Raw genomic sequence first — 15,221 nt, forward strand, 5'->3', positions numbered from 1 at the left:
TTAGTTTTCTCCCAGCAGTTCGTCGGCGTCGAAGCAGGTGCGATCACCTGTGTGGCAGGCTCCTCCTGTTTGCTCGACGAGAATCAGCAGGGTGTCGCCGTCGCAGTCGAGGCGCACGGCTTCCACTTTTTGGGTGTTTCCGCTGGTGAGGCCTTTGATCCAGTATTCGTTGCGGGATCGTGAAAAATAGGTTCCTTGGCGGGTTGCGAGTGTGTGGGCGAGGGCGTGCTCGTCCATCCATGCCATCATCAGCACTTCTTTGCTTGTCGACGCCTGCACCACTGCGGGCACTAATCCTTCGGCGTTGAAGCGTACCCGATCTTTAATGGCGGGATCGAGCTGGCATTCTTCTGGTTTAGGCATTGCGCACCTCGTAACCTGCCTGTGCGATTGCTTTTTTGACCTCACCGATGGAGACTTCTTGGAAGTGGAAGATGGAGGCTGCAAGCACCGCATTGGCACCTGCTGCGATTGCTGGTGGGAAATGTTCTGCTTTGCCTGCCCCGCCGGAGGCGATGACGGGGATGGACACGGCTGCGCGAACTTTTTCAATTAGTTCGATGTCGAAGCCTGCTTTGGTGCCGTCGCCGTCCATGGAGTTGAGCAGGATTTCTCCCACCCCCATATCTTCGCCAGTGCGCGCCCATTCAATGGCGTCTAATCCCGCGCTCTTGGTGCCGCCGTGGGTGGTGACTTCAAATCCCGAAGGCATCTTAGGGTTGCGGCGCGCATCCACACTTAAGACCACGCATTGGGCACCGAAGCGGTGCGAGAGTTCGCGCAGCAATTCTGGGCGTGCGATCGCGGAGGTATTCACACTGACTTTGTCCGCACCGGCACGCAGGAGCTCGTCGACGTCGTCTACGCTGCGCACTCCCCCGCCTACAGTCAAAGGGATAAAGACCTGCTCGGCTGTGCGGCGTACAACGTCAAGCATGGTTCCTCGGCCGTGCTTGGATGCGGACACATCGAGGAAAGTCAGTTCGTCTGCGCCTTCGGCATCGTAACGAGCGGCAAGTTCGACGGGGTCACCGGCATCTTTCAGGCCCTGGAAGTTCACACCCTTGACCACTCGCCCTTGGTCCACATCCAGACACGGAATTACTCGAATTGCTACGCCCACGGATTTGTTCACACCCTTAGTGAAAAAAATTTGTTTGTTGTTCTTGTTGGACTAACTCTAGTGCCACACGCCACGTCGTGGCAGCTGCGTATTCTTAGGTATCGAATTCTTGGCTGAGATCCTCATGCGTAAATTGTGTGCGCACGGTATGCATCGTCTCAAGAATTGTGGCATGTGCACGTGGTGTTCCCAGCACAACCCCAGGTGCATCAATCTGCCAGGGGTCACCGTGAAGATCCGTCACCAAAGCCCCAGCTGCCTGCGCTAAGACCACACCCGCCGCGTTATCCCATAGATGCGGGCTAAAACTCACAGCACCTGCGAAAATTCCCGCTGCTGTGAAACCGAGATCCACTCCAACGGAACCCGTAATCCTCGGGCGCAGGTAGGTTTTGGTCAGTTCCGCCAAAAAACCATGGCGCATAAGACCTGGGAATTGCGAATTACTCCGCGAGGATACCGAGGAGAACCCCACGTGGCACGCAATTTCTGGGCGCTCAACCAATGCAGGTTGGGGTTGGTCATTGATAAACAGCGGCGATGAGTCATAGGCCCCAAAACGCTGCCTAGTCAAGGGCAGGCTCGTAATACCCACAACGGGACGACGGTTAACCACCAAGCTCATCAAAATGGAGCACATGGGATTTCCGGCCGCAAAATTAGCCGTCCCATCCACCGGATCAACCACCCACATAGGCTGGTCAAGGGTGCAATCCAACGCCCCATATTCCTCCCCATACACGGGGATGCCGGTCAATTCCACCAGCTTGGTGCGCACGAGCTGTTCGATTTCCAAATCCACATCGGTGGCAAAATCGCCTGCGTCTTTCAACAGGGCGGGCCTAGCCCCAATGCCATTGATGAACGCCTGTTCTGCCTGCTGGGCTACTTCCACAGCAATCCGGTACAGGCCCGGGATGTCGATCATAGGGCACTCAAAGCTTCCGCAAGATTAATGCGCCCCTCATACAAGGCTTTGCCAATAATGGCGGAATCAATACCCTCGTCCTGATATTTGGCAAGAGTAAGAACATCATCAAGGCATGAAATTCCACCCGAGGCCACAATTTTCGCATCAGTGGCGGCAGCGACATCACGCAACAGATCAATATTAGGCCCAGTTAAGGTTCCATCTTTACTCACATCCGTGACCACGAAGCGCTGGCAGCCTTGTGCATCCAAACGCTCAAGAACCTCCCATAAATCCCCGCCATCGGAGACCCAGCCGTTACCGCGGGTGCGCCATTCGCCGTCGATAAGCTTCACAGCAATATCTACAGCAACCTTATCCCCGTACTTAGCCAGCACTTTGGCAATCCACTCAGGGTTCTCCAGCGCAGCCGTACCAATATTAACCCTGCTTGCCCCCGTTGCCAGCGCCCGCTCAAGGGAAGCATCATCGCGAATACCGCCAGTGAGCTCCACCTTAATATCCAACGCCTTGGTGATCTCAGCCATCAGATCATGATTCGAACCACGGTTAAACGCCGCATCCAAATCCACAAAATGCAACCATGTTGCACCCTGCTCCTGCCAGCGCAGAGCCGATTCTAAAGGCGAACCATAAGATTTCTCAGTTCCAGCTTCACCTTGGTCGAGGCGAACCGCCTGACCACCAACAACATCAACCGCGGGAAGGAGGGTAAAAGTCATGCAACAAAGTCTAGCAATATTGTCGCGAGCATTTTCGCTACAGCGACTTCACCCAATTTTCCAACAACTGCGCGCCCGCATCACCAGACTTCTCAGGGTGGAACTGCGTCGCCCACAACGGACCATTCTCCACAGCCGCCACAAAGCGGCACTGCTCGTACGTCGACCACGACACCAATGGTGGAGTGGTCAAACCATCAGGGACAAATTCCCAGCGTGAAACCCCATAAGAGTGCACGAAATAGAATCGGGTCGCCTCATCTAAACCAGCAAACATTTCCGAACCAGCCCCCGCCTCAACCGTGTTCCAACCAATGTGCGGCAAAACCCTAGCATCCAGTTTTTCCACGGTGCCGGGCCACTGTCCACACCCTTGCGACTGCACCCCATGTTCCACCCCCTTGTCGAACATGATCTGCATCCCCACACAAATACCCATCACTGGGCACGAACCTGCCAAACGCTGCCCAATCATGCGCGGGCCCTGCACCTTTTTCAGCCCTTCCATACAGGCATCATAAGCCCCCACACCCGGAACCAGAAGGCCATCAGCAGCCAAAACCACCTCAGGGTCAGAGGTCACAGTCACCTGTGCCCCCACCCTTTCCACTGCCCGTTGCGCGGAGCGCAGATTGCCAGAACCGTAATCTAAAAGTGCAACTGTCTTTTTCATAATGAAATTTAAACTACCCTAGCGGTGCTCAGGGTTGTGAACACGATCAGCAATTTCAGCAAACACGCCAAAAACCACCAGTCCCGCAGCCACCACATATGCCCCCGAATACCCCTGCACACTCGCCACATACCCCAATGTCACCGCACCCACACCAGTGCCGGTATCAAAGGAAGCATTCCACACCGTTGACGCCTGCCCCACCTTTGCCCGCGGCACGCGCATAAACATTTCCAACAATGCCTCATTAGCCACAAGCCCAAAACCTGCACCAAATAAAAACGCGGGAATAAACAGCCACCACAGCGACCACCCAGATTCCACCACAACAACAAAGCCCACAAAGCCACAGATTGCCATGATCTGCCCAGGGATCATCGTCGCCCCCGGGCTTGAGCGCTTATCAGCAAGAACACCCGAAAGGTAGCGGAAAATCATCTGGGCCCCACCACCGACAGCAAGCAACACACCGGCAAAAGTAGCACCCGATACGGAATCGACTTCCCTCAGCGTCGCAGGCAAGAAGCTCGAAACCGCACCATAGCCCATAGACACGCTCGCGATTGCAATAGCCGGAACAATAGTGACCACAAGACTGTTCGGGCGCGGACGCCGGTAAATGCGTGGATCATCATTGAACTCCACCTCTTCGTTCAACTCGTCCGGGCTCGGCGACGGAATGAAAAACGCCAACGCCGCCGCTGCAAGCGCAATCGCAGCACCCACGCTGAACACGAGGGTGTACCCCTTGGTGACGTCGACAAGCCACAGCCCGGCGGGAACAGCCACCATCTGCGCCCCACCAGTAAAAAAGCCAATCATCCCCGACACCTTGCCCAGCATGCCCGGCGGACTCAAATGTCCGATCAGTGCAAACTGCGCCACACACAACGAACCAAACCCCACCCCGCGCACAGCAGCAACCGACATCAACACCACCGGATCCATGCTCACGATATACGCCAACGTGGGCAGCCCCAACAACAGCGAAGCCGCAATCATCACCGCACGATAACCAACTTTGGCAATCACCGCATTCGTACACAACTGAGTCAGCACAGTTGCCGCCATAAACACAGTGGTCGACGCACCCGCCAACGTCTCATTGCCCGATTGCGCAATCACCGCAAGCGGGATCACCGGCAACATCAACGCAAGCGCACCAAAAGCGGCAGCAGTAGCACAAGAAAGCGGAAGGAAACCCCTGATCATCCAATCGCCCACGCAATACCCGCGCCCGCAGCCAGCACCGCCAGCCCACCCAGAATCACGGTCATCATCGTGTTGTTTTGCTTATACGCACTCCACGTCCCGCCCACGAGCAGCCCCGCGAACATAAACATCAAGTACACAAGCCAGTAATTATCATTAGCTGCAGTGTTCATCTACCCCAGCCTAACACGGTCAGCAACCGCAATAACCAGCCCGAATACGATCAGTAGCCCCGCCGCGAAAAACACCGACGAAAACCCACAACACACAGCAATGACACCCAACCCCAACGAACCCGTCCCAGTACCCCCATCAAAACTCATATTCCACACAGCGGAAGCATGCGCAATCCGCTCCTTGGGCACTCGCTGAAACATCATCAGCATCGCCTCATTCTGCACCGCACCAAACCCTGCACCAAACAGCCCCGCCGCAACAATATGCAGAATATTCGGCAAACTAAATACAAGCGTCACCGCAATTAGTGTCAGCCCAGCTGTGGAAAGGCACAGCGCAAAAATGAGTACAGTACCCGCCTCCCCACGGCGATCCGCAACAATGCCCACAAGATAACGCGTCAGCATCTGCGCACCACCCAGCACCGCCAACATAGCCGCCGACCACGCCACCGTCGCTTCCATCGCCCCAGGTAAAAACGATGAAATCGCACCAAAACCCATCGCCACAACACTAATCGCCACCGCCGGCGCCACAAGACGCACCCACGCAACAGTCCTTGTCGACGCCGACACCTGCGCCGCTATCACCCGCGGAATAAACGCACACATCAACGCCGACACCATAGCCACACAGGCAGCAGTGACGTACACGGACTCAAAACTCCAGCGCTGCGCCTGAAACACACCGAAGGGAAGCAGCACCAATTCCGCGAAACCAATCGTAAAACCCATCGCACCTGTCGCCTGCCCCAAATGACTCATTGGAACAATTTCCGCGATCAACGCCGACTGCGCCACAGTCAACGCCCCAAACCCCACACCACGCAACGCCGCCACCACAAGCAGCGACACCGGATCAACACTGAGCAAGTACCATAACGCTGGAATGCCGAGCATCACGGCAGAAAAAATCATCACTGGGGTATAGCCCACCCGACGAAGCGCCCGCGGTGTAAACACCTGCGTGACCACCGTCGCCCCCATAAAAACACCAGTCGTCGCACCCGCGAGCACTGCCGATCCCCCGGACTCCAACACCGCCAAAGGCACCACCGGTAGCAGCAAAGACCAGCTACCAAAAGCCGCCGCAACAGCAATAAGCGTGGGTATAAAACCATTGACCTGCCGAAGTGTATTCACTTAACAAAACACTAACACCTAACAACCACAGCCCACACATTCCTTACCCCCTGATACACATCACGCTGCGCGTTTGTGCAGGTTGGTGCGTATTGTCGTGGCAAACTACAAAACCCCAACCGCGAAAAATGACAGCTCCGTACGCCCACGACAGATAACTACAGAAGCTTCCTTTCCTTTTGTAAATCCCGCTTGCCAACGCACTTTGAGGGCTACTCGACTTTTCTTCTTCCCATGGGGTCTTTCCGACGGGTTGCAAGCACATGAGTCGAGTTGCCTCGTTCAGGCTAACGCCCACCCCAGGGTTACAGCTCTCGGATACGGGGTTACTCGACTCTTACGCTCCCAAAGGTGCCAAATCATAGGCTCACACACGAATCAGTCGAGTAACCACACTAGGGCAGCGCCACACGAAAGCAGGGCTCTGCAGAAACTCGACCTTTACATTCACAACACCCCTAAAACCCAAGGGCTCACACGTAAAGGTCGAGTAACCACTCCCGGACTACCCCAGCAAACTCCAATCCGCCCCACCAGAAACAAGGGAACTCGACTCTTACCCTCCCAGGGGTGCCAATCCAAAGACCCACACACGAATCAGTCGAGTAACCACACTAGAGCAGCGCCACACGAAAGCAGGGCTCTGCTGAAACTCGATCTTCGCATGTTAAAGAGCGCAAAACTCAAAGGTCATCCATGGATTAGTCGAATGAGCTCAGCGCACGATAATCCCAACAATGTGGATGGCAAAAAGAAATGGTGCGAGCACCACTCAGGCACTCACACCACTTACGCTTCGAAAATTCTACAGCGCACCCTTCGTCGAAGGGATACCCGTCAAACGAGGATCAGGCTCCACTGCTTCACGGATTGCACGAGCAACAGCCTTAAACTCCGCCTCCGTAATATGATGCGGATCACGACCATACCGGCAATTCACATGCAGCGTAATCGCAGAATTCAGGGCCAACGACTCAAAAAAGTGCTCATTAATCACAGTCGCATAATGCCCACCAATCACTGAAGTAATCATCTGCTCTGGCTCACCATTCATCACAAAATACGGACGACCGGAAAAATCAACCACCGCCTCAACGAGCGTCTCGTCCATCGGAAGCAGGAACGAACCAAAACGACGAATACCCCGCTTATCACCAACAGCATCAGCCAAAGCGCGACCCAACACAATCGCAGTGTCCTCAACCGTATGGTGAGCATCAATATGCACATCACCCTTCGCATGCACCTGCAAGTCAAACGCACCATGCACACCAAAAGCTGTCAACATGTGATCAAAAAACGGCAAGCCAGTATCCACTTTCACCTGGCCGGAACCATCTAAATTAATCGTTACCGAAATATCCGACTCGCTCGTCGTCCGCGACGCAGACCCAACACGATCAGCCACTTTAACCTTCCACTCCTGTCCCAATCACATCCGCAGCAACAACAGCAGCCGCCGCCAAAAACGCATCATTTTCTTCAGGCACACCAATCGTAGCCCGCAAATAACCCGCAACCCCCACATCACGAATCAACACACCTTGATCCAAAAACTTCTCCCACGCCCCATGCTGATCGGCAAAAGTACCAAAGAACAAGAAATTCGACTCGCTCTCAACCACCAAAAAGCCCAGATCCTCCAAAGCCTTCTGCACACGCTTACGCTCATCCACAATCGCAGCAACCGTAGCCAACGTATCCTTCGAATGACGCAAAGCCACAATCGCAGCCACCTGCGAAAGAGTAGACAAGTGATACGGCAAACGAACCAACATCACAGCCTCAACAAAAGCAGGATCAGCCACAAAATAGCCCAAACGACCACCAGCAAAGTCAAAGGCCTTACTCATCGTACGCGACACCACAAGCTTCGACGGATACTTCGCCAACAACTCACAAGCCGAAGGGGAATTAGAAAACTCCGCATACGCCTCATCAACAATCACAATGCCAGGCGTGGCCTCAATAATCCGCTCAATATCCGCCAACGGCGTCACCCCACCTGTGGGGTTATTGGGCGAGGTGACAAACACCACCGAAGGTGCATGCTCCTGTATCCCAGCAACCGCAGCATCAATATCAATGTCAAAGTTGGGATCACGCGGCAAGGACACAAACTCAGTTTGCGTACTCTTCGACAAAATAGGATGCATCGAATAGCTCGGGTCAAAACCCAAAGCCTTACGGCCCGGACCGCCAAAAGCCTGCAACAACTGCTGCAGCACCTCATTCGAACCATTCGCCGCCCACACATTATCTTGTGTCACCGACACACCAGTCTGCTGAGAAACATACTCAGCTAACGCCTGGCGCAACTGAACACAATCCCGATCCGGGTAGCGATTCAACTCCCCCGCCGACTGAGCAATCTCATGAGCAAGCTCCTCAATCAACGCGAAAGAAGGAGGATACGGATTCTCATTCGTATTCAACCGCACCGGCACCACCAACTGCGGGGCACCATAAGCCTTCTCCGAACGAAGCTCCTCACGCAACGGCAAATCAGCCAAAGAAACCATTAGGAATCACCCTCCACAGACACAAAACGAGCACGAATAGCCTCCCCGTGAGCTGGCAAAGCCTCAGCATTGGCAAGAGTGATCACCGTTGAAGAAATCTCCTCCAAAGCCGCAGCATCATAATCAATCAAATTCACCGGCCGCAAGAAAGTATGCGTCGATAGCCCAGCGCTAAAACGCGCCGAACCACTGGTGGGCAACACATGATTCGAGCCAGCCGAATAATCACCCAACGGCACCGGACTATAACCACCAACAAAAATCGCGCCCGCATTCGTAATGCGCTCAGAAACCTCACGGGCATTTTCCGTATGCACTTCCAAATGCTCAGCGGCATACGCGTCAGCAACAATGATGGCCGTCTCAAGGTCGTCGACAAGCACAATACCCGACTGCTGCCCCGTTAAAGCCTGCTTCACCCGATCCGCATTCAACGTCACCTCATAGCGGGCAGCCACCTCAGCATTCACCGCATCAGCCAACTCAGCACAATTAGTAATCAACACCGAAGCAGCCAACACATCATGCTCCGCCTGACTAATCAAATCGTAAGCAACCCACGTCGGATTCGCCGAAGCATCAGCCAACACCGCAATCTCCGTCGGCCCCGCCTCTGAATCAATACCCACAACACCACGAACCAAACGCTTCGCAGCAGTGACATAAATATTGCCAGGGCCAGTAATCAAATCCACCGGATCCAACTGCTCATCACCATACGCCAGCAACGCCACAGCCTGAGCACCACCCACAGCCCACACTTCATCAACACCCAAAAGTGCACACGCAGCCAAAATCGTCGGATGCGGCCAATGACCAAAAGCCGCCTGCGGAGGCGACGCCACCACCAACGAACCCACCCCAGCCTCCTGAGCCGGAACAACATTCATAATCACCGACGACGGGTACACAGCATTACCACCAGGCACATACAAACCAACCCGAGCCACCGGAATAAACACCTCAGTAACCGAACCAGTCGGGTGCAACACCGTCGTATGCGACTGCGGCTTCTGATCAGCATGCACCGTACGAACCCTACGAATCGACTCCTCCAAAGCCTCACGCACAGCCGGATCCAACTGCTCCAAAGCCTGCGCAATCACCTCCTGAGGCACACGAATGCTGTCTGGGCGACTAGAATCGAACTTCTCACCATATTCAAGCGCAGCTTCGGCCCCTCGACGGCGGATCTCGTCAACAATCGGAGACACCACAGGCAACACCGCATTGATATCAGTTCCACCGCGAGGCAACACGCGACGCAGAAGCGCAGGAGAAGGGACACGGCCACGAAGGTCGATGACGTTGAGCACTTTCTTCAAACCCCAAATCTTTGAGAGTATGGTATGCAGTTTAAGAAATTATATGCGATAAGTTTTCAAAAAACTCATCGTCACCCCCTAACGGACAAACCTTCGGGCACCCCCCGAAGCCACACAGAAGGATAGACGTGAACCCCAACCTCCCGCACGACGTGAGCGCCGAACTTGTCATCGACGCCCTCGAAGAAGCAGGATACGACTACATTCTTCTCCCCGACCCCGCGCCGACGTCGACAAGCACACCGCGCCACGCACGCCACGCAGCCGAACCCGACCCTACGCCGCGCTCAGAGGACCAACCCACGCGCATCGCCAGCATGCACTGGCCAAACCACACACTCATGCTCACATTCAGCGCCGACCACCCGCGCTACCTCATCGCCGAAGCAACCATCGACGGCAACCTCGACCTGTCCGACATCAACACACTCACCAAAGCCGTCGACGCATGGAACTCCGAACGCGTCGGACCCACCGCCTACATCAGCATCAGCGACGACGCCACCATCCACATCAAACTCGGCACCAGCCTCGCCACAGCCTGCCGAGCATCAAAAAACCAACTCGTTGGCTTCATCCGCACCGCCGCCGAATCCACCCTCCTAGCTGTGGAAAACTTCACCACCGAATTCCCAGAACTACTCGAAAACCACTACCCCAGCGACATCACCCTCGAACGCATCCGCGACGGGCTCAGTGACATCGGCATCGAAAAAACACACGACGGCGACAACATGATCCTCGCATGGATCAACGAAATCCTCATCGGAGCATTCGTCGAACCCGGCCCCAGCATGCTCATCAAGGGCCACTGGGAAGCCAACCTCAACCCCGACAAGGACTACATTCGCGCCGCACTCGTGTGCAACAAATGGAACGAAGACCACCCCGAAACCAAAGCTTTTTGCCACATTGATGCCGACGGACTCCAAATCCGCGTGGAATATATTGCGCACGCCGACGCTGGACTGACCCAAGCGCAGCTAGTGTTCAACCTCCAACTTGCGATCCACCACATCCTCAACGGAATCGACCACATCAGTACCGAAATCTCCGGCAACTGCGCCGTCGGATGGCCCTAAGATATCCCCATAAATAAACTCCGCCAACCAATAACGCGACATCGCAACTAATGCCGGCACCACAAACACAACAGGGTGGACATCCAAAGCAGGAACATAAAAGTACTCCTGCCCCACCACAGCATTGTCAATCGACACCACATTATGAATGAGCGGAGTAACCCATAACCCCACCGCGATAAATACTCCACTGCCCACCGCAGCCCACACACCACACCACAGCATCATCGCAATACCACGGTATTCATAGGTGCGTGAATACATGCGCCCAGCGAGGATCAGCGCCAATACAATGCAACCACCAAGTAACCAAAAATGGTTCGCGAATTCCACACTCGGAGTATGGCTCAACTCCACTTGAGCATCATTAATCACAGTTGCCGTATAGTGCGGGCGCAACCACGCCCACACGCCACCCGCAAGGGCATAGCTGATACAAAAAATCACCACAACGCGGGCAAAAGCCCCGACTTTAGGAGAAATTCGCTGCATAATTATCCAAGGCTATCAGCACCCGCATATATTCACCGAAAGGCAGCGCGTGACACAAGCCTTGACACCCCCCTTATTTTCACAAAGATCACTGCTAGGTCACCGAATAGTAAAAACGGGAACCCTATGGATTCCCGTGTTCACACCGCCGTATGAACACATCTCACACGGCTGCTACTCCTTATATATATCGGAGTAGAAAAAATTAGTCGCAGAACAACCAGCGGCCATCCTCGCGGACGAAACGCTGAACAGCAGTGTTGGTCTCGCCACTTGCAGAAGCGGTCACTAATGCGGAGGCAGCTTCGCCGTCGACCTTGATCTCTGCCACGTTATCAATACGAGCCTTGGCGGTCGCGAAGCCAGGGTACTGCTCCAGTGGCAGATCAGGGATCTGGTCAAAGGTCAGCGCAGCTTGGCCACCGTTAGCGTCAATCACGCGACGACAGGTGTTGTCCGGAATGTACTTCATGTAGCCACGCAGGGTGTGCTGGTTATCAATACCGCGGATCAAACCTTCGATGGCAGCTGCATCTTCAGGGGATGCTGGGCCACCGCCGGCCACCGGCTGGTGGGTTGCCACTGGCAGTGGTGATGGTGGTTCGATTGGAACCTCAGGGGCTGGTGCAGGTGGCTGCTCAGCGTTTTCGCTTGGGGCTGGGTCTTCGGTCTTGGTGACCTCAGCAGGCGACTCGGTTGGCTTCTCATCCTTGGACGTAGCACCGGTAGGCTTTGCTGCGGCAGCAGCCTTGGTAGAAGGAGTGGAAGACGTTGCGTCCTCAGAACCACAGGCGGCCAATACCAAAGCGCTTGCTGCAATGACCGCAACAGCAGTCTTCTTGTAGAGGGTTTTCACGAGAGCACTACTCCTTAAAAAATTATTCATGAAAGTTTCGAGTCCCAAGCATAACACCCATTTTTCAGAATCCCGATGCTTCACAGGCTTTTTCCAGAAACTTCCCAGCAAGCCCCCAAGCAGCGTGTTTTTTCACTCACCTGCGATTGCTACACGTAATATCGCCAGTTCTGGACTAGGATGGACTAGGTGCAACTAAGCAAGAATTCCATCATTACCGCCAGCTTATCCATCTTGAGCAACTTCGGCCTCGCCGACATGACGATGCGTCGCGTGGCCACGCAACTCAACGTCGCCCCAGGGGCTTTATACTGGCATTTCAAAAACAAGCAAGCGCTTATCGACGCCACCGCGCGGGAAATCCTTTCCGACTTCTTGCTTTCCTCCCCTCCCTCTTTTGATGCAGCATGCTCCTCCCTGCGTGCAGCAATGTTGTCGATCCGGGATGGGGCGGAATTAATTTCTGCAGCACTGATCGACCCGCAACTTCGCGAAGAAGTCACCGGCATTCTCTCAACTTCCTTAGGCGAAAATGCACCCCGCATGGCGGCGGCCACCGCCCTTCATTTTGTGATGGGCGCCACCGTTTTGGAGCAGTCTGAAATTCAACAGCACAAGACTATTGGCATGGAGGAAGAATTTTTGGCCGGTTTGGCGTTGATCACCACTGGAATTGAATACTCAAAGGGCTAAAATATTTCCCCATGATTGAATCGGCACGAAAAATCTGGCCAGGCGATGCCTACCCCTTAGGTTCGAAGTACGATGGTGCGGGCACCAATTTTGCGCTGTTTTCTTTCGTGGCAGAAAAGGTAGAACTCTGCCTGATTGATGCCAACGGCGCTGAGGAACGCATACCTTTAGAAGAAGTCGATGCCCATATTTGGCATTGCTATCTTCCTGGTGTTTTGCCCGGCCAACGCTATGGTTACCGAGTGTATGGCCCTTACGATCCGGCCCAGGGCAAACGTTGCGATCCCAACAAATTACTCGTTGACCCCTACGCGCGGGCTTTCGAGGGTGAATTTGATGGTCACCCTTCGTTGTTTAGTTACGACATCACCAAGCCTTATGACATCAACTCCCGAAACACTGAGGATTCACTCGGCCACACCATGCTTTCTGTGGTGTGCAGCCCGTTCTTCGATTGGGGTAATGACCGTGCCCCGAAAACCCCTTATCAGGACACGGTTATTTACGAGGCGCATGTCAAAGGCATGACAATGCTGCACCCCGATGTTCCCAAAGAACTGCGGGGCACGTACGCGGGTTTGGCGCACCCTGCGATCATTGGTTATTTGAAAAAACTCGGCATCACCGCAATTGAGCTCCTTCCGGTACACCAGTTTTTGCAAGACGATCGCTTGCGTGAGCTTGGGCTACGCAATTACTGGGGATATAACACTTTCGGCTTTTTCGCACCCCACCAAGACTATGCGGCAGATAAGGAACCTGGTGGCGCAGTTCGGGAGTTTAAGAGCATGGTGCGCGCGTTCCACGAGGCGGGCATCGAAGTCATCCTTGACGTGGTGTACAACCACACCGCGGAGGGTAATCACTTAGGCCCGACCATCGCCTTCCGCGGCATTGATAACGAAGCCTATTACCGCCTTGTTGATGGTGATAAGGCGCACTACATGGATTACACAGGCACCGGCAATTCCTTAAATGTGCGCGATCCGCATTCCTTGCAGCTGATTATGGATTCGCTGCGCTACTGGGTCACAGAGATGCATGTCGATGGCTTCCGCTTCGACCTTGCCTCGACCTTAGCGCGCGAGCTTCACGACGTCGATAAGCTGGCTACCTTCTTCGATCTGGTGCAGCAAGATCCGGTTGTCTCCCGCGTGAAACTCATTGCGGAACCGTGGGACGTCGGCGAAGGCGGCTACCAGGTGGGTAACTTCCCCGCTATTTGGACGGAATGGAACGGTAAGTACCGCGACACGGTGCGTGATTTCTGGCGCGGCGAGCCCTCGACTTTGGGCGAGTTCGCATCCCGGATCACAGGTTCGTCGGATTTGTACGCCCACAATGGGCGACGCCCGACCGCCTCCATCAACTTTGTTACCGCCCACGACGGCTTCACCCTGAACGATCTCGTCAGCTACAACTCCAAGCACAACATGGCAAACGGTGAGGATAATCGCGATGGTGAATCCCACAACCGCTCGTGGAACTGCGGTGTCGAGGGTCCCACTGAGGATATGTCCATTTGCCGACTGCGTGCTCAGCAGCGCCGCAACTTCCTCACCACATTGTTGCTCAGTCAGGGCACGCCGATGATCGCCCACGGTGATGAGTGTGCCCGCACCCAGCATGGCAATAACAATGTGTACTGCCAAGATAATGAGCTCGGCTGGATGGATTGGTCACTGGTCGACGAAAACAAAGAGCTGGTGGAGTTCACCAAACGTTTGATCCGGATTCGTAGCAATCATCCGGTATTTAGGCGACGCCAGTTCCTTGCCGGTGGCCCGCTTGGATCAGATGCCCCCGATCGCGATATTGCGTGGCTGGTACCCTCGGGTAAGTTGATGACCCAAGGCGACTGGGAGTTTGCTTTCGGTAAGTCGCTGATGGTGTATCTGAATGGCCGTTCGATTACGGAGCCGGATCGCCGAGGGCAAAAGATCGTTGATGATTCTTTCCTCCTGATGTTCAACGCCCACTACGATGACATCGAGTTCACCCTGCCCTCTAAGCAGTTTGGGGCGAGCTGGAAGCTTATCGTGGATACTGCAGAGCCCACGGGTTACCCAGTGGAGGACACGGTTATTGCTTCGGGTGCTACTTTTACGGTTCCTTCGCGTTCGATTAGTATCTTCCGTCAGGTAGACCCCCCTGTTCATTGTGATGATGATCAGGATTGCCATTGCGGTGAGAGCACGTCAGCCTCTACGCCCCTGCCCTTAAGCCCTGCGGACGAATACACGCCGCATAAACCTTACGAAAAGATGTAAA

16 protein-coding genes are annotated in these 15,221 nt (G+C 54.6%); 3 read left to right on the forward strand and 13 right to left on the reverse strand.

Translation table 11 applies throughout. The features are described 5' to 3' along the window. The 11 genes from hisI to hisD form a co-directional block, all read right to left on the reverse strand. Complete coding sequence (hisI, locus tag CFELI_RS08590) at window positions 1–363, reverse strand: phosphoribosyl-AMP cyclohydrolase (protein WP_277103222.1); 363 nt, start codon at window positions 361–363, stop codon at window positions 1–3. Next, on the reverse strand, window positions 356–1,123 hold the full coding sequence (hisF, locus tag CFELI_RS08595) for an imidazole glycerol phosphate synthase subunit HisF (protein ID WP_277103228.1): 768 nt from the start codon (window positions 1,121–1,123) through the stop codon (window positions 356–358). The genes hisI and hisF overlap by 8 nt, the downstream gene beginning before the upstream one ends. Window positions 1,124–1,217: 94 nt before the next feature. Then, complete coding sequence (locus tag CFELI_RS08600) at window positions 1,218–2,051, reverse strand: inositol monophosphatase family protein (RefSeq protein WP_277103221.1); 834 nt, start codon at window positions 2,049–2,051, stop codon at window positions 1,218–1,220. Then, window positions 2,048–2,776 carry a bifunctional 1-(5-phosphoribosyl)-5-((5-phosphoribosylamino)methylideneamino)imidazole-4-carboxamide isomerase/phosphoribosylanthranilate isomerase PriA gene (gene priA / locus CFELI_RS08605; protein WP_277103220.1) on the reverse strand — a complete coding sequence of 243 codons (729 nt, stop codon included), beginning with the start codon at window positions 2,774–2,776 and terminating at the stop codon, window positions 2,048–2,050. The genes CFELI_RS08600 and priA overlap by 4 nt, the downstream gene beginning before the upstream one ends. A 37-nt stretch (window positions 2,777–2,813) precedes the next feature. Continuing rightward, window positions 2,814–3,449 carry an imidazole glycerol phosphate synthase subunit HisH gene (hisH, locus tag CFELI_RS08610; RefSeq protein ID WP_277103219.1) on the reverse strand — a complete coding sequence of 212 codons (636 nt, stop codon included), beginning with the start codon at window positions 3,447–3,449 and terminating at the stop codon, window positions 2,814–2,816. An 18-nt stretch (window positions 3,450–3,467) separates the two neighbouring features. Further along, on the reverse strand, window positions 3,468–4,661 hold the full coding sequence (locus tag CFELI_RS08615) for an MFS transporter (RefSeq protein WP_277103218.1): 1,194 nt from the start codon (window positions 4,659–4,661) through the stop codon (window positions 3,468–3,470). Next, window positions 4,658–4,834 carry a hypothetical protein gene (locus CFELI_RS08620; protein WP_277103217.1) on the reverse strand — a complete coding sequence of 59 codons (177 nt, stop codon included), beginning with the start codon at window positions 4,832–4,834 and terminating at the stop codon, window positions 4,658–4,660. Before CFELI_RS08620 ends, CFELI_RS08615 begins: the two co-directional genes overlap by 4 nt. Further along, entirely contained in the window at window positions 4,835–5,980 is a 1,146-nt protein-coding gene (locus CFELI_RS08625; RefSeq protein ID WP_277103216.1) for an MFS transporter, read from the reverse strand. Window positions 5,981–6,785: 805 nt separating this feature from the next. Then, the gene (hisB, locus tag CFELI_RS08630) at window positions 6,786–7,388 is read right to left on the reverse strand and encodes an imidazoleglycerol-phosphate dehydratase HisB (RefSeq protein WP_374724737.1); all 603 of its coding nucleotides are present in this window, start codon (window positions 7,386–7,388) and stop codon (window positions 6,786–6,788) included. Window position 7,389: 1 nt separating this feature from the next. Further along, a complete protein-coding gene (locus CFELI_RS08635) occupies window positions 7,390–8,502 on the reverse strand; it encodes a histidinol-phosphate transaminase (RefSeq protein ID WP_277103214.1) in 1,113 nt (370 codons plus the stop codon). After that, the gene (hisD, locus tag CFELI_RS08640) at window positions 8,502–9,818 is read right to left on the reverse strand and encodes a histidinol dehydrogenase (protein WP_277103227.1); all 1,317 of its coding nucleotides are present in this window, start codon (window positions 9,816–9,818) and stop codon (window positions 8,502–8,504) included. The genes CFELI_RS08635 and hisD overlap by 1 nt, the downstream gene beginning before the upstream one ends. A gap of 137 nt (window positions 9,819–9,955) precedes the next feature. On the opposite strand from hisD, the gene CFELI_RS08645 reads away from it, so the two are divergent. Further along, window positions 9,956–10,909 (forward strand): YbjN domain-containing protein, encoded by a 954-nt coding sequence (locus CFELI_RS08645; protein WP_277103213.1) that lies wholly within the window; start codon window positions 9,956–9,958, stop codon window positions 10,907–10,909. Here CFELI_RS08645 and CFELI_RS08650 read toward each other — a convergent pair. Together CFELI_RS08650 and CFELI_RS08655 are read right to left on the reverse strand one after the other, a co-directional pair. Next, entirely contained in the window at window positions 10,811–11,401 is a 591-nt protein-coding gene (locus tag CFELI_RS08650; RefSeq protein WP_277103212.1) for a hypothetical protein, read from the reverse strand. The genes CFELI_RS08645 and CFELI_RS08650 overlap by 99 nt on opposite strands. 205 nt (window positions 11,402–11,606) lie before the next feature. Beyond that, window positions 11,607–12,257: a hypothetical protein gene (locus CFELI_RS08655; protein WP_277103211.1), complete on the reverse strand. Its 651-nt coding sequence runs from the start codon at window positions 12,255–12,257 to the stop codon at window positions 11,607–11,609. A 189-nt stretch (window positions 12,258–12,446) separates the two neighbouring features. On the opposite strand from CFELI_RS08655, the gene CFELI_RS08660 reads away from it, so the two are divergent. Both CFELI_RS08660 and glgX read left to right on the forward strand, forming a co-directional pair. Further along, window positions 12,447–12,950 carry a TetR family transcriptional regulator gene (locus CFELI_RS08660; protein ID WP_277103210.1) on the forward strand — a complete coding sequence of 168 codons (504 nt, stop codon included), beginning with the start codon at window positions 12,447–12,449 and terminating at the stop codon, window positions 12,948–12,950. A gap of 11 nt (window positions 12,951–12,961) precedes the next feature. Beyond that, a complete protein-coding gene (gene glgX / locus CFELI_RS08665) occupies window positions 12,962–15,220 on the forward strand; it encodes a glycogen debranching protein GlgX (RefSeq protein ID WP_277103209.1) in 2,259 nt (752 codons plus the stop codon). The last annotated feature ends 1 nt before the right edge of the window (window position 15,221 follow it).

Source organism: Corynebacterium felinum, assembly GCF_030408755.1.
Classification (GTDB): domain Bacteria; phylum Actinomycetota; class Actinomycetes; order Mycobacteriales; family Mycobacteriaceae; genus Corynebacterium; species Corynebacterium felinum.